Annotated in this window: 18 protein-coding genes and 1 tRNA gene; 12 read left to right on the top strand and 7 right to left on the bottom strand. The window is 42.3% G+C overall.

From position 1 onward, the window contains the following. Nucleotides 1-16 precede the first annotated feature (16 nt). The 5 genes from ACXAFK_RS08305 to ACXAFK_RS08325 all read right to left on the bottom strand — a co-directional run bounded on the left by ACXAFK_RS08305 (nt 17) and on the right by ACXAFK_RS08325 (nt 3566). Complete coding sequence (locus ACXAFK_RS08305; RefSeq protein WP_474957415.1) at nt 17-970, bottom strand: TolB family protein; 954 nt, start codon at nt 968-970, stop codon at nt 17-19. 72 nt (nt 971-1042) lie between these two features. Beyond that, complete coding sequence (gene arsB / locus ACXAFK_RS08310; RefSeq protein WP_474957416.1) at nt 1043-2095, bottom strand: ACR3 family arsenite efflux transporter; 1053 nt, start codon at nt 2093-2095, stop codon at nt 1043-1045. Then, nucleotides 2095-2712, bottom strand: a complete 618-nt coding sequence (locus ACXAFK_RS08315) for an arsenate-mycothiol transferase ArsC (RefSeq protein ID WP_474957417.1) — start codon at nt 2710-2712, stop codon at nt 2095-2097. Before ACXAFK_RS08315 ends, arsB begins: the two co-directional genes overlap by 1 nt. Before the next feature lie 10 nt (nt 2713-2722). After that, the gene (locus tag ACXAFK_RS08320) at nt 2723-3190 is read right to left on the bottom strand and encodes a DUF6428 family protein (protein WP_474957418.1); all 468 of its coding nucleotides are present in this window, start codon (nt 3188-3190) and stop codon (nt 2723-2725) included. Between the two features lie 46 nt (nt 3191-3236). Then, entirely contained in the window at nt 3237-3566 is a 330-nt protein-coding gene (locus tag ACXAFK_RS08325; protein WP_224836756.1) for an ArsR/SmtB family transcription factor, read from the bottom strand. Nucleotides 3567-3717: 151 nt separating this feature from the next. Between ACXAFK_RS08325 and ACXAFK_RS08330 the strand changes: the two genes are divergently transcribed. The 10 genes from ACXAFK_RS08330 to ACXAFK_RS08375 are packed head-to-tail and all read left to right on the top strand — an operon-like array spanning nt 3718 to nt 12108. Beyond that, nucleotides 3718-4872, top strand: a complete 1155-nt coding sequence (locus ACXAFK_RS08330; RefSeq protein WP_474957419.1) for a cysteine desulfurase family protein — start codon at nt 3718-3720, stop codon at nt 4870-4872. Next, nucleotides 4869-6023: an XdhC family protein gene (locus ACXAFK_RS08335; RefSeq protein WP_474957420.1), complete on the top strand. Its 1155-nt coding sequence runs from the start codon at nt 4869-4871 to the stop codon at nt 6021-6023. Before ACXAFK_RS08330 ends, ACXAFK_RS08335 begins: the two co-directional genes overlap by 4 nt. Continuing rightward, complete coding sequence (locus ACXAFK_RS08340; protein ID WP_252079883.1) at nt 6020-6622, top strand: nucleotidyltransferase family protein; 603 nt, start codon at nt 6020-6022, stop codon at nt 6620-6622. Before ACXAFK_RS08335 ends, ACXAFK_RS08340 begins: the two co-directional genes overlap by 4 nt. Then, nucleotides 6619-6855, top strand: coding sequence for a MoaD/ThiS family protein (locus ACXAFK_RS08345; protein ID WP_474957421.1), 237 nt, complete (start codon nt 6619-6621; stop codon nt 6853-6855). Before ACXAFK_RS08340 ends, ACXAFK_RS08345 begins: the two co-directional genes overlap by 4 nt. Continuing rightward, a complete protein-coding gene (locus ACXAFK_RS08350) occupies nt 6852-7865 on the top strand; it encodes a ThiF family adenylyltransferase (protein ID WP_474957422.1) in 1014 nt (337 codons plus the stop codon). Before ACXAFK_RS08345 ends, ACXAFK_RS08350 begins: the two co-directional genes overlap by 4 nt. Beyond that, nucleotides 7858-8301, top strand: coding sequence for a molybdenum cofactor biosynthesis protein MoaE (locus tag ACXAFK_RS08355; RefSeq protein WP_224836762.1), 444 nt, complete (start codon nt 7858-7860; stop codon nt 8299-8301). The genes ACXAFK_RS08350 and ACXAFK_RS08355 overlap by 8 nt, the downstream gene beginning before the upstream one ends. Continuing rightward, nucleotides 8302-9198, top strand: coding sequence for a bifunctional molybdenum cofactor biosynthesis protein MoaC/MoaB (gene moaCB / locus ACXAFK_RS08360; protein ID WP_474957423.1), 897 nt, complete (start codon nt 8302-8304; stop codon nt 9196-9198). It abuts the gene before it with no gap. Next, a complete protein-coding gene (moaA, locus tag ACXAFK_RS08365) occupies nt 9191-10183 on the top strand; it encodes a GTP 3',8-cyclase MoaA (protein WP_474957424.1) in 993 nt (330 codons plus the stop codon). Before moaCB ends, moaA begins: the two co-directional genes overlap by 8 nt. Continuing rightward, nucleotides 10183-11349: a molybdopterin molybdotransferase MoeA gene (locus ACXAFK_RS08370; protein ID WP_474957425.1), complete on the top strand. Its 1167-nt coding sequence runs from the start codon at nt 10183-10185 to the stop codon at nt 11347-11349. Before moaA ends, ACXAFK_RS08370 begins: the two co-directional genes overlap by 1 nt. A gap of 3 nt (nt 11350-11352) precedes the next feature. Next, nucleotides 11353-12108: a TSUP family transporter gene (locus ACXAFK_RS08375; protein WP_474957426.1), complete on the top strand. Its 756-nt coding sequence runs from the start codon at nt 11353-11355 to the stop codon at nt 12106-12108. Here the strand turns inward: ACXAFK_RS08375 and ACXAFK_RS08380 are convergent. Beyond that, nucleotides 12105-12452 carry a winged helix-turn-helix domain-containing protein gene (locus tag ACXAFK_RS08380; protein ID WP_252079875.1) on the bottom strand — a complete coding sequence of 116 codons (348 nt, stop codon included), beginning with the start codon at nt 12450-12452 and terminating at the stop codon, nt 12105-12107. The two genes, ACXAFK_RS08375 and ACXAFK_RS08380, sit on opposite strands and share 4 nt — an antisense overlap. A 547-nt stretch (nt 12453-12999) precedes the next feature. Between ACXAFK_RS08380 and ACXAFK_RS08385 the strand changes: the two genes are divergently transcribed. Both ACXAFK_RS08385 and ACXAFK_RS08390 read left to right on the top strand, forming a co-directional pair. After that, a complete protein-coding gene (locus ACXAFK_RS08385) occupies nt 13000-16122 on the top strand; it encodes a T9SS type B sorting domain-containing protein (RefSeq protein ID WP_474957427.1) in 3123 nt (1040 codons plus the stop codon). A 55-nt stretch (nt 16123-16177) separates the two neighbouring features. Continuing rightward, nucleotides 16178-17035, top strand: coding sequence for a PorP/SprF family type IX secretion system membrane protein (locus ACXAFK_RS08390; protein WP_474957428.1), 858 nt, complete (start codon nt 16178-16180; stop codon nt 17033-17035). A 219-nt stretch (nt 17036-17254) separates the two neighbouring features. Here ACXAFK_RS08390 and ACXAFK_RS08395 read toward each other — a convergent pair. After that, nucleotides 17255-17339: transfer RNA gene (locus ACXAFK_RS08395), tRNA-Ser, on the bottom strand. Nucleotides 17340-17363: the final 24 nt, after the last annotated feature.

Consider the following 17363-nt stretch of genomic DNA (forward strand, 5'->3'; position numbering starts at 1 on the left):
GGAACAGTTTAATCCATTACTCACCAGATTTCCAAATAAAGTTTGGAGCCTGTTGATAGGTATAGGTGTCATCGGTCAAAATTTTCAATTCTTTGGTTTCCCAATTCATCAATCCTATATGAAATTGGGATTGCTCGTTGTCGAAGAGCTCTATGGCCAACCAATTACCGTCCGGACTCCAATCGTGCCAGCCTTCATTTTGCTTGTTTTCAGTCAGTTTCCAACTTTTGTTTCCATCAAGACTCACCGCATACAGACTATATTTCCCATTTTGTTTGCTTTGATAGGTCACGAAATTTTCGGTAGGGTGCAATTTAGGAGCTCCCGCCCTGTATCCGTATTGGGCGGCAGTGGTGTCTTGTTCAGGATAATGGGTGAGTTGTTTTAGGTTTTTTCCGTCCTCATCAATTATGTAAAGTTCTTCATTGAATCCTTGTACTCTTTTGCTGTTGGTGCGACCGCCCCTAAAAACAATCTGTTCTCCATTATTGACAAACAACGGGTCGGCTGCAAAAGGTAGTCCCGTTTCCAGTCTTTTTATGATTTTTCCGTTTTTGTTGAGCACATAAAAAGTAGATTCATCAATAAGTTTGGGTTTAACGATGAGTTCTGAGCCATTATATCTGGTACTCATCCAACTATCGGCCAACTCCAAATCGGATACTTTTTGGATATTTTCGCCATCAAAGCTGCTTTTGTAGAGAAAGTAGCAGCGTTTACAGGCATTTCTATCCGAAATAAAATATAAGGTGTCCTCTTGAGAAAAGTAGGTCCATTCCAGATCGGGCCGATCGGTAATGTTCGTTTTGTTGGAACCATCGAGTTCCATGGAGAACACCTCATAATTATCAATATCAGCATCCAACAAAACATTATATACCAACCCTAATTCGGGTTGATTCTTTTGTTTGTCCGTATTGCAAGACATCAAAAGCAAAACAATTCCAAGGGAGGTGATAACTTTGACCATGATTCTTCTATTTTTAAGAATATCAGGCTGAAGTTACTAAACTCCCCGAAATATTAAAATGCAGGTACTCTATTAAGCCTTCACTGTTTTATGCGTAAAATATTTTTTCTTGAGCCAAAATGAAACTTTCACCAATAAAATTAGTGCTGGCACCTCTACCAATGGTCCAATAACTCCCGTAAATGCCTGTCCGGAGTTAAGGCCAAAAACGGCAATAGCCACGGCAATGGCCAGCTCAAAATTGTTTCCCGCAGCTGTGAAGGCAACTGCAGCAGTTTTGTCGTACTCGGCTCCCATTGCTTTTGTGGTGAAAAATCCAATAATGAACATAAGCGCAAAATAAATCAACAAGGGTACGGCAATGATCAATACATCCATTGGTATTTCAACAATAAGCTCTCCTTTTAACGAGAACATCACAACAATGGTGAACAATAGTGCAATCAAGGTAATCGGTGAAATGGCAGGAATAAAGGTTTCCGTATACCAATCTTCCCCTTTAAGTTTCACCAAAATTTGGCGGCTTAAAATCCCCAATAAAAAGGGTATCCCTAGGTAAATGGCCACACTTTCTGCAATGGTGCCAATGGAAATATCCACAATGGCTCCTTCAAATCCAAAATAGGGTGGGAGGACGGTAATGAAAATCCATGCGTAAAAACTATAGGCAAATACTTGAAAAATACTGTTCAGAGCTACCAATCCGGCACCATATTCGCTGCTGCCTTCGGCCAAATCGTTCCAAACCAAAACCATGGCAATACAACGAGCCAAACCAATTAAAATAAGCCCGACCATATATTCAGGGTAATCCCGCAGAAAGATTATGGCCAGTGCAAACATCAGAACAGGCCCCACGATCCAATTCAGAAAAAGTGATATGGAAAGAATTTTGGTGTTTTTAAAAACCTTTGGGAGCAAGGAGTATTTTACCTTGGCCAATGGCGGATACATCATTAAAATCAATCCAATGGCTATGGGAATATTGGTAGACCCGCTGCTGAAAGAATTTACGAAATCCGGAAATGTCGGAAAAAAGTAACCTATTCCGACCCCAATGGCCATCGCCACAAATATCCAAAGAGTTAGATTTCTATCTAAAAAGCTTAAATTTTTGGTTGCCATTATTTTTGTATTTGAGAAAAAACATAAAACATTTCAGTTGCGATTTGCACGCTTCGTTCCTTATATTTTTCGGCCTGTTCGGGTGTGCCATCAAAAGCTTTGGGATCCTCGTATGTAATTGGAATCCGCTTTTCTGCACCCGGAACAAACGGACACCCCTCATCAGCCTGGGAACAGGTCATGATGGCCGCGAAATCTGATTTTGGGTTGAAATCATCGTCCATTTTTTTGGAAAAACAGATGACAGGGTGTTCGTTTTCGGAAAACTTGATACCATACACAGGGTTTTTTCCTTCGGAAAGCATGTTTATTTCAAACCCGGAGCTTGCCAAAGTTGAGGCAACCATCGGAAATAGGGCTGTGGCTTCTGTTCCCCCAGAAAAACAGCTCACATTATCAATCCCAAAATAATGGGCCATGGTCTGTGCCCAAACTTGAGATAAATGACTTCTACGTGAGTTGTGGGTGCAGATTAAATTCAGTCGGATGGGTTGGTGGTTATCCAATTTTCCCTGAATGTACTCCACAAGAGGTGATAAGGTTTGTTTTCTTTCCTCAGTAATGGATGTTGTATCCAAATCAGAAACAAATTGGTTTAATTTTTCAAAAAGTGCCATAAGTTGGGTTTTAGCAGCATCCACTTCCAGGAGTGCAAGTTTGTGTGTTTTGTAATTTGGATAACTTTACTTTGGGCTTTTCGGTTGGAATACCACAATTGTCTTTGGCCAAACAGTCGGTTTGCTTGGTGGTCAATAGAAAGTTGGTTCCGTCAAAATCAAGAGCGAATTTTTCAATGGTCTGCCCTTGGTATTCCACTTCTACTTCTAGATTACCGATGCCCAATGTTTTTTGGGACAATTCTATAATATGGACTAATTTCTCTGGATGAAGTCTATGGTCGTAATCATCGGCGTTCCAAAGTTGAAAGTTGACCACCTCCTCGTTGCGAACTGTTCCACCACAGTCAATGAAGTGCTTTGTGATTTTACCCACTTCGGTAACATGAAAATGGTTGGGAACCAAATTCCCGTTGGGTAATTTAAAGGCGATGGTGTTCAATTTGCTCAAGGCGGATTTAACTTCTTCTAATTTCATATCTATATATTTATTGTAATATTGCGATTAATTGATTTAAATTTTTTTAGCAACACTCTTTGGTTTTGGTATCTTGATTCAGAAAATCGGACATTACGGATTTCATTTGTTTCCATTCGTCCTCATCAATACAATAACAGACACTTGTGCCCTCGACATTTCCTTTGATTAGGCCAATTTTTTTCAGTTCCTTCAAATGTTGGGAAATAGTGGGTTGTGCCAAACCAATTTCATCTACCAAATCACCGCACACACAGGTATTGAGCTTAAACAGGTATTGCAAGATAGCCACGCGGGCTGGATGTCCAAAAGCCTTGGCGTACTGCGCAATCCGATTTTCTTTCTCGGTAAATATTTCTGTTTTGGCTAAGCCCATTATCTTATTTGTATATTGCAATATTACGATTAAAGAAGTGCATACCAAAGAAAATAGCTAAATAATTTTAAAACGAAATTTAAAACTCTGTGCAAACTCTTATTATTCTTAGTACATTGCGTTATGTACATCTATGCATAACGCTAAATTCTTGAAAGTAACACGTAAAATATATTTGGATTATAATGCAACCACACCCACCGACACAAAGGTAGTGGAGGCCATGCTGCCGTATTTTACCCAAAATTTTGGCAATGCGAACAGCGACCATTCTTTTGGTTGGTATGCTGAGGACGCAGTCGAAACTGCTAGAAATCAAGTTGCCAAACTGGTAAATTGTAGGGCAACTGAAATAACATTTACATCTGGAGCTACGGAAGCAGTTAACCTTGGTTTGATGGGCTATTGCAGGAAAAACAAAAATCGGGGAAACCATGTCATCACGGTTAAAACGGAGCATAAGGCTGTACTTGAAACTATGGATTTTCTGGCGTCCGAAGGATTTGATGTCACTTATTTGGAGGTGGACAAGAACGGTAACATTGATTTGAACCAATTGGAAGATGAGATTAAACAGTCCACTATCTTAGTCTGCATAATGTTGGCCAACAACGAAACAGGATTGGTCCACCCCATAAAAACCATTTGCAAAATAGTACATGCAAAGCAAGTGGCCGTAATGTCGGACATTACCCAAGCTGTTGGTAAAATTCCTGTTGATTTACAAGAATTGGGAATCGATATCGCTATTTTTTCATCACACAAACTCTATGGACCTAAAGGTGTTGGCGCACTTTACTTGAATAAAAGAAAAAATATTTCCATTGATAAACACCTTTATGGAGGCAGTCACGAAAAAGGAGTCAGACCAGGAACTTTGAATGTTCCTGGCATTGTTGGTTTTGGTGCAGCTTGTGAAATTGCAAAGCAAAGCTTGGTAGAAAATCAGCAAAAATTCAAAAGTCTTCAAAACCAATTGGAGGAGGGGTTGTTGACCATAGAAGGAGCAACCATTAATTGCCTGGATGAAGAACGGTTATCCAATACCACAAATGTGTCGTTTAAAGTAATTGATGGCACCAAGCTACTTCGTTATGTGAACACCTTGGCCGTTTCTCGGGGTTCTGCGTGCACTTCAAATCAAGTAAATCCGTCCCACGTGCTAAAAGCGATGGGAATTGAAGATGATACAGCCTTGGCCAGTCTTCGTATCAGTACAGGGCGAAGCACCTCTTCGGAAGACATTGAAAAAGCCTTGTCTGAAATCAAAAAAGCCGTCAACCAACTAAAAACAATTGCTGTATGAGAGAGTTGGACGTGATCCTAGCAAAGTATCAAGAGCTCAGGTTGCAAGAAATCCGTTGCATTTTGGCCACCGTGGTCCATGTTGAAGGCTCATCATATCGGAGAGCCGGTGCACGAATGTTGGTGGACGAATATGGAAATATCACAGGAGCTATAAGTGGAGGCTGTTTGGAAGGTGATGCGCTTAGAAAGGCCCTTTATGCTCTGGATAGCCAAGAAAATAAACTGGTCACTTATGATACCAGTGACGAGGATGATGCGGTTATTGGGGCACAATTGGGCTGTAACGGTATTATTCAAGTCTTGTTCGAGCCCATTAATTATACCGATAGGCATAATCCCTGTGAGCTATTGAGAACTGTTGCCGAACAGGAAGTTCCAATGGCGGTGTCTGTTGTTTTTAATTTGGATAAATCCCAACAACAACTGGGAACCAGTTTGGTTGCGGATGAAAATCAGGCAGTTTCAGGGCAGCAGCTTCCCGATGATTTACAACAAGCTTTGCTTGTTAAAAGTAGAGAGGTCATCAATGAAAATGCATCTTGTTTTGCAGAGCTCACAACGGAAGAGAAAACACATTTTGTGTTCATCCAAATACATCAACCCCCAGTAAAATTGATTTTGGTAGGAGCAGGGAACGATGCCCAAATCCTGGCGCAACAAGCCGATTTATTGGGTTGGAACGTAATTGTTACGGACGGACGTCCCACGCACGCGAATAAAGAACGTTTTATGGGCACGTGCCAAGTGATCGTGGCCAAACCCGAACAAACACTACAAAATATTGACATTGACGAACGCACTTGTTTTGTGCTGATGAGCCACAACTATAATTACGACCTATCGGTGCTCAAATTGTTGTTGGGAAATCCAGTAATACCCTACATCGGGATTTTGGGGCCATTGAAAAAATACGATCGCGTGCTCAATGAGTTGGCGGACGAAGGCATAGAAGTGTCAAAAAAGGATTTATCCAAAATACACGCACCTGTTGGATTGGAAATAGGGGCTGAGACCCCTGCTGAAATTGGATTGTCCATTTTAGCTGAGATTCAGAGTGTATTGACCAACAAGGGAGCGCGACCCCTAAAACAGAAAACCGAGCCGATTCATGATGTCACTGAAAATCAATTTCAAAAAATAACCCTATGAGTTCAGAAGAAAACATAGCGGTGGTGGTTTTGGCAGCAGGTGGCTCTACCCGTTTAGGTCGACCAAAGCAGCTGGTTGAGTTCAAAGGAAAAACACTTTTGGAGCATACCCTGAAACAAGTGATTATGCTTGGCTTTGAACACAAGATTTTGGTACTGGGCGCAAAACATCAAGAGATACAGGAGCAAACCGATACAGATGGGTTTACAGTGGTGGTTAACCCCGATTGGGAACAAGGAATGGCATTAAGCATAAAGCTGGGCTTAAAAACCGCCTTGACAGTGAAAGAATTGGACCATGCACTCTTTCTGGTATCCGACCAACCCTTTTTGGAACACATCAACTTAACCAAACTGGTGCAAGCTCAACTCACCAAGAAACCAAAAGCGACCTATTCCAAATACGACGATAGTATTGGAGTTCCCGCTATTTTTAACAAGGAGGCATTTCCGTTGTTGATGGAATTGGAAGGAGACGAAGGAGCGAAAAAGTTGATTTACGCAAAAGAATTCGACTATGGTACTGAAACCTTTAACAAAGGCGGGTTTGATGTGGATACGGAAGAGGATGTTCGACAATTAAAGAAAATGGAAGCATGAATGTGACGATAAAATATTTTGGTTTGGTGGCGGAAGCCGCTGAAAAGTCCGAAGAGATTTTGGAACTGCACGGAGCGATTACCGCTTCGGAGCTTAAAGTACAATGTTTGAACGGACTTGCCATTACAGATAAAGATTCCGTGCAGATTGCGGTAAATCAAAATTTGGATGATACCATATCAATTAATGATGGAGACGAAGTGGCACTGTTGCCACCGTTCGCTGGAGGATGAGCAGATACGACAGACAAATAAAACTCACGGAAGTTGGCCTGGAAGGGCAGCAAAAACTTGGCAATGCCAAAGTGTTGATTGTTGGTGTTGGAGGATTGGGCTGTCCTGCTGCGATGTATTTGGCAGGTGCAGGAGTCGGTACCATTGGGTTGATGGACCACGATAAGGTTGATATGTCCAACCTGCATAGGCAAGTTTTGTTTCAAGAATCGGATGTGGGCAGGCCCAAGGCGGTTGCTGCCAAGGAACGCTTGGAAAAACAGAACATGGAAGTGTGTTTTCAGGTTTTTGAAGAACCGTTGACGATTGAAAATGCGGAAGACATCATACAGCAATATGATGTGGTTTTGGATGGCACCGACAATTTTGAGACCAAATATCTCATCAACGATGCATGCATATTGACTGATAAACCATGGGTTTTTGCATCCATTTACAAAAATGAAGGACAATTGTCGGTCTTCAATTACCAAAATGGCCCTACCTATCGTTGTGTGTTTCCGAAAAGTACGCGACAGAACATCAGTTGTGAGGCTACAGGGGTTTTGGGTGTATTACCGGGCATCTTGGGAACGCTTCAGGCAGCCGAAGTCCTTAAAATCATCCTTGGGGAGGGAGAGGTGCTTTCTGGTAAGCTAAAGTTGATCAATATGATGCAAGCTAGCGAGCAGACCATCAAAATAAACAAACGCCCCGTAGAAGTAGAAAAAATTCGCAAAAACGGAATAGCGCCCGTTTATATTGATTGCGATTTAAAAAACAAAGAACAGTGGTATCTCGATGTGCGCGAAGTGTTCGAACAGCCCAAGCCAAAAGGCAAAAAGGTGTTGAGTATCCCAATGGGCGATTTAACGGCACGATATCAAGAAATACCGAACAATCAGGAAGTTTTTGTGTTCTGCCAGTCCGGCAAACGAAGCAAAAACGCCATAGAAATCCTTAAAAACGAATTCGGCTTTCACAATTTGAAAAACGTGGAAGGCGGGATAGAAACAATTATTGATGGATAAGAAGAAACCAAAAAAAGTGTTTGTACAAGGAGCGATTCCTCCCGAAAAAATAGCGACTTCGGTGGCCAACCACCAGAGCAAGACCAATATCGGTGCCCATAGCATTTTTTTGGGACAAGTAAGAGCGGACAAAGTGGATGGTAAAACCGTCACTGCAATCGATTATACGGCTTATGAAGAAATGGCGGAAAAGGTCTTCCATGAAATTCGGGAAGAGGCCTTTGCCAAGTTCGATATAACCTGTGCCCATATTTATCACAGTTTGGGCAAGGTAAAGGTTGGCGAGTTGTGCTTGTTCGTGTTCACCTCTTCGGCACATCGAAAAATCACTATCGAGGCCACCAACTTTTTTGTAGAGGAAATCAAAGCGAAAGTGCCTGTATTTGGGAAAGAGATTTTTGAAGACGAAACCCATCAATGGAAAGTAAATACGTAAATGGTTGATATAACTCATAAACAGACTTCCCTCCGGGAAGCCACCGCGGAAGCTATCGTAAAAACGAGTAGTCAAACTACGATTGATGCGATAGAAAACAATGCCGTTCCCAAAGGGAATGTGTTTGAAATGGCAAAGGCAGCCGGCTTGCTGGGGGTCAAAAAAACACCTGACTTGTTGCCCGATTGTCATCCCTTGCCCATTGAATACACGGGAATCGATTATGAAATCAATGGCTTGGAGATTATCATTTCCATGACGGTCAAGACCATTTACAAAACTGGAGTAGAGGTGGAGGCGATGCACGGAGCAAGTGTCGTAGCTCTTACCATGTACGATATGCTGAAACCAATTGACAAAAACGTGGAAATCGGCACTATTCGTCTTAAATCTAAGAAAGGGGGCAAATCTTCCTATAAAGTCAATTCCGAAGGGCTTACCGCGGAGGTAGTGGTTTGCTCGGATACCATTTTCAAAGGAAAAGGCGAGGATAGGGCCGGAGAAGCCATCGTGGAGCGATTGCGGGCCTTGGGAGTTGCATCCCAAAAAAGCATCATTCCCGATGAAGCTGACGAAATCATCCAAAAATTGAAAAATACCAAAGCCGACCTCTTGATTTTTACGGGAGGAACAGGTGTAGGGCCGAGAGATGTCACCCCACAGACCTTGGAGCCCTTGTTGGACATCAAACTAAAAGGAGTAGAAGAACAAATGCGAAGCTATGGGCAAAACCGGATGCCGTATGCGATGTTTTCACGTTCCATTGCGGGCATCAAGGACGGCAAATTGATATTGGCACTGCCGGGCTCCACCAAAGGTGCGGCAGAGTCCATGGATGCGATTTTCCCCCACGTGCTGCATGCATTTAAAGTGATAGAAGGAAAAAGGCATGATTGACAAAAAACCACAAATAATAGACAATTTCGGTAGGCCACATACCTATCTGCGTATTTCATTGACGGACCGTTGCAACCTGCGGTGCTTTTACTGTATGCCCGAAGAAGGTATTGAGTTAATGGAAAAACCCAGCATCATGACCTTGGAAGAAATCATTGAGATTACAAGGACATTTCGGGATTTGGGCGTGGATACGGTACGGTTGACGGGCGGCGAACCTTTGGTTCGGAAGAATTTCGGCTATTTGGTCGAAGAGTTGGCCAAGTTGGGTGTCACCCTAAAATTGACTACCAACGGCATTGTGCTGGACAAATATTTGGACTTGTTTGATAAAATTGGCCTGCGTAAAATCAATTTTAGTTTGGATACCTTGGATAAGGCCAAATCCATTTTCATCACCAAGCGGGATTATTACGAGCGCATTATGCGAAATTTGAATATGGCCTTGGATATGGATATGGACATCAAGCTCAATATTGTGTTGATCAAGGGGGTTAATGACAAAGAAATCAATGATTTTATCGCATTGACCAAGGATAAAAAGATTACACCCAAATTTATTGAGTTTATGCCTTTTAAGGGGAATAAATGGGACTGGAGCAAGGGAGTTTCCAAAGAAGAAATTTTACAGACAGTCGGAGACAAATTCGGGGAAATAGAGACTTTGCAAAACCCAAAACACAGTACGTCCACCAACTTTAAGGTGAAAGGGCACCAAGGCAGTTTTGGGATTGTGAGCACAATTACCAATCCGTTTTGTGATGAGTGCAACCGCATTCGATTGACGGCCGATGGAAAAATGAAAAATTGCCTTTTTGCCACCTCTGAAACCGATTTATTGACCGCGTTTCGCAATGGAGAACCCATAGAAAACATCATTTTGGAGTCCATCAAATCCAAAAAACATTCCCGGGACGGTATGGACGTAAAAATGGATGCCGACCATTATGAGCAGAACCGTTCCATGATTTCAATAGGAGGCTGATGGTTACGATAGAAGAAGCACTTCGTATTATAGAAGACCAGAAAATTGACCTGAAAACTGAGGTTAGACCTCTTGAGGCATCACTTGGGTATGCACTTTCAAAAAATATTATATCGCCTTTTGATGTGCCCGAGTTTGATAATTCCGCCATGGATGGATATGCCCTGTGTGGACTTTATCAGGAATATAAATTGGTAGGTGAGGTGGCTGCTGGCGATTCCACGATTATTTCTTTAAACGATGGTGAAGCCGTTCGGATTTTTACTGGTGCGAAGGTACCTGAAAATACTACGTCTGTGATGATGCAAGAAAAAACCTCCGTAAAAAACAGCGCGCTATTTCTCGATGAAATGCCCAAAGTGGGTCAGAATATCCGAAAAAGGGGCGGTCAGTTGGCGGAAGGGCAAGAGGTTTTTGAAAAAGGTCATATTTTGAATCCACGCTCTTTGGCGTTAATGGGCAGTTTGGGAAGGTCTGAACTGGACGTCTTTTCCAAGCCGCGAGTCAACATCATCACAACAGGAAATGAACTGGTAAAACCCGGTCAACCAAAGTTGGTGGGACAGATTTATGAATCCAACAGCTACGCAATTTCTGGAGCATTACAGCAATTCGGGTTTGAGCATCATCAAAAAACACAGATACAAGATGATTTTGAGGCCACAAAGGCGGGCATTCAAACCGCATTGGAGTCTTGTGATGTGTTGATTATTTCTGGAGGTATTTCGGTAGGGGATTATGATTTTGTAAAGCAGTCCCTTGAAAAAAATGGAGTTAAAGAGTTGTTCTATAAGGTATTTCAAAAACCTGGAAAACCACTGTATTTTGGAAGAAAGGACAATAAGTTCGTGTTTGCTTTGCCAGGAAACCCGGCCTCATCGCTGACTTGTTTTTATGTGTACGTGCTTCCGTTGCTTCAAAAATTATCGGGATATCGGAGGACCGGTTTGCCAACCTATCAATTCCCAATAAAACATGGGTATGAAAACCGTTTTGGGCGCCCATCTTTTCTAAAAGCTGCTATTTTGGATGGAAAAGTTGAGGTTTTGGACGGTCAAGGTTCCTCAATGATACAATCGATGGCCAAAGGAAATGTACTTGCTTTTGTGGATGATGGAGAAAAGTTAACAGCAGGTGATTTGATCAGGTGTAAATTAATTTCCTAAGCAATGAGCGTTGAATATTTGCCCATTGTCTTCTTTTTAATCGCGCTGTTTTATAGTTCGGTCGGCTTTGGGGGTGGGTCCAGTTATTTGGCTATCCTCAGTCTTTTTTTGACGGACTTTTACGAAATACGCTCCACTGCACTAATTCTGAATATTTGCGTGGTCAGCATAGGAACACTATTTTATATTAAGAATCGGGTGTTCAACCTTAAAAAGTTTTGGCCTTTTTTGGTGGCAAGCATTCCATTGGCCTATCTGGGTGCGCAATTGCGACTTTCAGAGGCTTCTTTCTTTTTAATTTTGGGAACTGCATTGATCTTGGCAGGTATTTTTATGCTCTTGCGTTTTGTGAAGAAAAAAATGGACACCAAAGCATTTTCAAATCCCAATAAAGTGATATTGGGAGGGGGTATAGGATTACTTTCAGGAGTTTCGGGGATTGGTGGGGGTATTTTCCTTTCTCCGGTATTGAATCTATTAAAATGGGCGAATCCAAGAACGGTAGCTTCGTTGGCATCTGTTTTTATTTTGGTCAATTCCATTTCTGGGTTGATCGGTCTGAATATGTCGGGGACCTTTACATGGAACAGTGAATTGATATGGCAGCTCATAGTTGCCGTTGTGATCGGTGGAAGTATTGGTTCCTATCTGTCCAACAAAAAATTTAATCTTAAGTTTTTGGGAATGCTCACCAGTATGTTGGTGCTCTACGTGGGTTTTCGTTTGATATTACTTCACGGATTTGGTATCCATATTTAAATCAGCTCTAACATTTCTTGAGTGTGTTGCTCCACAGTTGCCTGAATCTGGGTATTCATCTGTTGAAAGGCAGATAGCACCTTTTTGCCCCTTGGTGTCAATTCGGCGCCTCCACCTTGGGTACCGCCTTTATGAAGTTTCACATAAGGCTGTTGTCCCCTTTGGTTCATATCCTCCACCATGGCCCATGCTTTTCGGTAGGACATGCCCATTTCCTTGGCCGCTTTGGACAGGGAACCGTTTTTATCGATCAAAATCAATAGTTGTGCTCGCCCTGGTCCAAAAAACTTTTTTCCATCGATATCGATCCAGCATCGTACTTTGAGATCTTTTTTATCTGTCATAGTAGTCCAATTTAAGAATCAATTACAAAAAATAAGAAGAGTTTGGTATAAAAACCACCACTGGGCGAATATGAAACTGAAAGTGTTTAATGTATAGCTAAAAAAGATAGCATCATGCTTTTCCAGAATAAAAAATATTTTGAAGTAAGTCGAGATAAAATATTTATCTAAATCATTGTTTTGTAGTCAATTAAGAATTAATATCTGTTTTTACAGATATTAGTCATTCTTATTTATAGCTAATATTCAATACTAAAGGCAAGGGTAATCCGTTTATCTATTTTAAATCAAGAAAAAGACTACAAATTATATAAGTGTTATCATTTCATTTTTTTATAGAAACATAAACCAAAGTTACCTTACATGATAGAAACTTACTAACCAAACCAACAAAATCCGAAAGTTTTATTCCACTCCCCATAGTTGATCTATCCATTGTGGCGGAACCAACATAGTTGCCGATAGGTGACCTGGATTTCTTATGTCCTTACCTAGGCAGTTTATTTTAATATTTAACCAACAGTAATGCAATCAACCATTATTTAATATGAAGCAATTTTTAACTCCTATTTTATCCTTCTTTTTCCTGATTCTATTATATGGGTCGGTAAATGGACAGACCGTAACATCCGCAACCTCTTGTGGTGAGTTAACTACAAATTACACGGATAGTTCCCATTCGGGAAATACCAACGATCCGATTTTTCTTTTTGAGGGCGGCACTAGTTCGGGCGAGCTCTCGTTCGAAGAGGTGGTTGGGGCCACTTATGACTGGTATATCTTTAACCCGTCCACAAACTCCTATGACGAACACGCATTGAACTCAACCCCGACCCAAACCAACTTGTCGGACGGCGGCTACCTAGTGGTAAGGACAGATGGTGGAGGTACCATTACAGAAGGTAGAGCTTGGGTATGGAGCACTAGTTTAGTGGTGGATGCAGGAGCAGATATCGATATTTGCAATGGATCCAGCACTACCATCAATGGGTCAGGAACCGTTCTTAACCCAAGTTTTACGTATTATGATCCTGTCCCGAGACCGTTTAAAATAGATAACAATACCATAATTACAGTAACATTTGATGCTGTCCATAGCTATGTCTCCGATTTGGCCTTCTATTTAATGTCGCCGGATGAGGCAACTATTGTGACTTTAGGTGTGAACGAACCAGGAAATCCCTGTAATCCAGGAAACGATGTTTCCAATTTGAGTTTTACCAATGACCCCTCCATAGGAACACAAATTTATGATCTATGTGGAATGGGAGCTCCATTAACGGGCACCTATAACCACTATTATGCCGATTATTCGCCAGCATCGGGCGCAACTGCTATAGATATGTCTTCATTAATTGGATATGATGCCGGACAAGGGGGCTGGAAAGTAATGATATATGATTGTGAAAACATGGATACAGGCAGTCTTACTAGCGCGTCCATTACTTTTAATGATGGTTTGGGCAATACCAGAACATATAGCAGTGGGGCAATTAATGTAGCTATTAATGACAACTCTTGCAGTTCCGGTTCAGCCTCAATTTATGAAGTCCCATATATTACAGCTGCCCCAGCATCGGAAACCTTGACGATTGCCACAGGTACAGGTGTTAATAGTACGGGTGGTTTTGAATGGTCTTCGAGTACAGTAGGGCCAAACGGGCCTTGGGGCGCATCATTCAATAATTTAACGGCATCGCCGGTTATAAGTCCCGATCAAACAACTTGGTATCGATTGCAAATCGATAATGGTCTGGGTTGTAGCTCCGAAGATGTAATACAAGTCTCAGTTACCGATGCTCCAAATTCTGGAGTGGGAACCGATACGCAGGCATGTATTGGGGATACTGCGATAGACTTGAATGGTTTGCTATCGGGAGAGGACACCGGTGGTGTTTGGTCGGTTTCAGGAACTTCTGTCGATGCACCAGGTATGGATTTCGATGCAGCGGCCGGTACGTATGACCCTACAACAGCAGGTGCCTATACCTTCGAATATAACGTAACAGCGGTATCACCGTGTACCATCGATGCCATTACATCGGTAACTGTTACTGTATCATCATTATCGGACACGGGAACGGATCAGCAACTTTCTATAACAAATGCATCTGGCACTATCGACCTATTTTCTAGTTTGGGAGGTGCTCCGGATGTTGGAGGTATTTGGTCTATGGATGCCACGTCCACCGATGCGGGATCAAGTTTCGATGCAGTTATGGGAACGGTGGATACTTCCGGACTTTCCTTTGGAACTTATGTGTTTAACTATACCATTGCCAGTTGTATTACATCGGTAAGTACAATCACCTTGGAGTACCCAAATCCTTGTGGGGCCGTGGACACCGATGGTGATTTGATCAATGATTTATGTGATGATGATGACGATGGAGATGGATATTCGGATATTGTGGAGATGGCTGAGGGCACAGACCCAAAAGATGAAAACAGTGTTCCCTTGGACACGGATATGGATGGTGACCCCAATAGTACCGACCCCGATGATGACGGGGATGGCACTACGGATGCCAATGATGCCTTTCCGTTAGATGATTCGGAAGATACTGACACCGATGGCGACGGAACAGGGGACAATGCCGATATTGATGACGATGGAGATGGATATTCGGATATTGTGGAGATGGCTGAGGGCACAGACCCAAAAGATGAAAACAGTGTTCCCTTGGACACGGATATGGATGGTGACCCCAATAGTACCGACCCCGATGATGACGGGGATGGCACTACGGATGCCAATGATGCCTTTCCGTTAGATGATTCGGAAGATACTGACACCGATGGCGACGGAACAGGGGACAATGCCGATATTGATGACGATGGAGATGGATATTCGGATATTGTGGAGATGGCTGAGGGCACAGACCCAAAAGATGAAAACAGTGTTCCCTTGGACACGGATATGGATGGTGACCCCAATAGTACCGACCCCGATGATGACGGGGATGGCACTACGGATGCCAATGATGCCTTTCCGTTAGATGATTCGGAAGATACTGACACCGATGGCGACGGAACAGGGGACAATGCCGATATTGATGACGATGGAGATGGATATTCGGATATTGTGGAGATGGCTGAGGGCACAGACCCAAAAGATGAAAACAGTGTTCCCTTGGACACGGATATGGATGGTGACCCCAATAGTACCGACCCCGATGATGACGGGGATGGCACTACGGATGCCAATGATGCCTTTCCGTTAGATGATTCGGAAGATATTGACACCGATGGGGATGGAACAGGGAACAATGCCGATACTGATGATGATGGGGACGGATTTTCGGATCAGGCAGAAATTGATAGGGGAACAGACCCTCTGGATGCTACAAGTTTTCCACAAGAGGATGATCTTGAAGAAGAACCAATTGTTCCCGAATCAAAAATAGTGCCCGCCCAGGCATTTACTCCGAATGGTGATGGAAATAATGATTTTTGGGTCGTACCAGGTTTGGCAAATTACCCTAACAATCGAGTAACTATTTTCAACAGGTCGGGCCATGAGGTTTTCAAAACGCAATCCTATCAGAACAATTGGGGGGGCTTTTATAAGAATAACAATAAAAAACTACCAGCTGGCTCATACTTCTATATAATAGATTTAGGTGAAGGCAGCGCACCGCTTCAAGGCTGGATTTTCATCAATTACTAATACATACCAAATAACCAAAATGATATTTTTAAGAAATAAACCACAAGTTTTAATCATGGCCCTGCTATTTACCATTATGGCAGCAGGTCAACAAGACCCCAATTATTCTTTTTATCGATACAGTATGAATATTATAAATCCTGCATTCGCAGGTAGTTCAGAGACTTCTGAGCTGGTGTTGGGTTTTAGGAGTCAATGGGCAGGTGTGGAAGGCGCACCAGAAAGCCAAAGTGCTATTTTTGGCATGCCTGTTGGCAAAAAACTTGGATTGGGAGTATCTATCCTAAACGACCAGACCTTTATTGAGAAGCAAACATGGTTGGCTGTGGACGTTTCGTACTTTATTCAACTTAATGAAGAAATAAAACTATATTTTGGTCTAAAAGGTAGTGCAAACTCCTATAAGGCCAATACCGATGGATTGGTAACATACGGAGTAGGGCAAGATGCAGCTTTAACTAACGTAGATAGCCGATTTACGCCGAACATTGGAGCAGGGACCTACCTCCAACATGAGCGCTATTTTATTTCCTTGTCCGCGCCCAAGCTTTTGAGCTCGGACCGTTTGGAGGAGCGTGATGGCAATGCGTATCTAAGTGAAAACCGATTGCATGCCTATTTGAGCGGTGGCTATACATTTTTATTGGGCAAGACCTTGGATTTGAAAACCTCTGGAATGTTTCGTTATGTAGATGCATCGCCTATCTCTTTGGAATTGACCGGTATCCTCGATTTTGGGGAACGGTTTGAGTTCGGAGCTTTGTACAGATTCGATGAGAGTTTTGGAGGGCTGGTGCTGTTCAATATCAGCAACGGTTTTAATATTGGTTATGCCTATGAAGCATCTACCAGTAAAAACATTGATAATCTTAGCAACAATACCCATGAAATGTTCATGAGGTTAAAATTGTAGTAGGTCGATAAACCTACGTTTAGGCCCCATGAACTTCATGGGGCTTTTTTATGTTAATTAACGGATAAATATGGATTACCTTAGGTTTTCCCTATTGATACATTTTGCAAATGCAACTTTGCATTGCTTTTGAATCCTCATCTTAAAAAAACAAAATCCCGTTCAAGAAAACTTGACGGGATTTATTTTTTCAAGCAGAACCATAGTTGCGCTTGATTGCGGAGGAAGAGGGATTCGAACCCCCGGAGGTGTGACCCTCAACAGTTTTCAAGACTGCCGCATTCGACCACTCTGCCATTCCTCCTAAGCGGGTGCAAATATATAAAGG

It is taken from the genome of Flagellimonas sp. ABD4_174 (genome assembly GCF_056160185.1).

Excerpts from the sequence above, each read along its gene's own strand:
- ACXAFK_RS08305 (WP_474957415.1), bottom strand. The coding sequence starts at position 970 with ATGGTCAAAGTTATCACCTCCCTTGGAATTGTTTTGCTTTTGATGTCT.
- arsB (WP_474957416.1), bottom strand. The coding sequence starts at position 2,095 with ATGGCAACCAAAAATTTAAGCTTTTTAGATAGAAATCTAACTCTTTGG.
- ACXAFK_RS08315 (WP_474957417.1), bottom strand. The coding sequence starts at position 2,712 with ATGGCACTTTTTGAAAAATTAAACCAATTTGTTTCTGATTTGGATACA.
- ACXAFK_RS08320 (WP_474957418.1), bottom strand. The coding sequence starts at position 3,190 with ATGAAATTAGAAGAAGTTAAATCCGCCTTGAGCAAATTGAACACCATC.
- ACXAFK_RS08325 (WP_224836756.1), bottom strand. The coding sequence starts at position 3,566 with ATGGGCTTAGCCAAAACAGAAATATTTACCGAGAAAGAAAATCGGATT.
- ACXAFK_RS08335 (WP_474957420.1), top strand. The coding sequence starts at position 4,869 with ATGAGAGAGTTGGACGTGATCCTAGCAAAGTATCAAGAGCTCAGGTTG.
- ACXAFK_RS08340 (WP_252079883.1), top strand. The coding sequence starts at position 6,020 with ATGAGTTCAGAAGAAAACATAGCGGTGGTGGTTTTGGCAGCAGGTGGC.
- ACXAFK_RS08345 (WP_474957421.1), top strand. The coding sequence starts at position 6,619 with ATGAATGTGACGATAAAATATTTTGGTTTGGTGGCGGAAGCCGCTGAA.
- ACXAFK_RS08350 (WP_474957422.1), top strand. The coding sequence starts at position 6,852 with ATGAGCAGATACGACAGACAAATAAAACTCACGGAAGTTGGCCTGGAA.
- ACXAFK_RS08355 (WP_224836762.1), top strand. The coding sequence starts at position 7,858 with ATGGATAAGAAGAAACCAAAAAAAGTGTTTGTACAAGGAGCGATTCCT.
- moaCB (WP_474957423.1), top strand. The coding sequence starts at position 8,302 with ATGGTTGATATAACTCATAAACAGACTTCCCTCCGGGAAGCCACCGCG.
- moaA (WP_474957424.1), top strand. The coding sequence starts at position 9,191 with ATGATTGACAAAAAACCACAAATAATAGACAATTTCGGTAGGCCACAT.
- ACXAFK_RS08370 (WP_474957425.1), top strand. The coding sequence starts at position 10,183 with ATGGTTACGATAGAAGAAGCACTTCGTATTATAGAAGACCAGAAAATT.
- ACXAFK_RS08375 (WP_474957426.1), top strand. The coding sequence starts at position 11,353 with ATGAGCGTTGAATATTTGCCCATTGTCTTCTTTTTAATCGCGCTGTTT.
- ACXAFK_RS08380 (WP_252079875.1), bottom strand. The coding sequence starts at position 12,452 with ATGACAGATAAAAAAGATCTCAAAGTACGATGCTGGATCGATATCGAT.
- ACXAFK_RS08385 (WP_474957427.1), top strand. The coding sequence starts at position 13,000 with ATGAAGCAATTTTTAACTCCTATTTTATCCTTCTTTTTCCTGATTCTA.
- ACXAFK_RS08390 (WP_474957428.1), top strand. The coding sequence starts at position 16,178 with ATGGCCCTGCTATTTACCATTATGGCAGCAGGTCAACAAGACCCCAAT.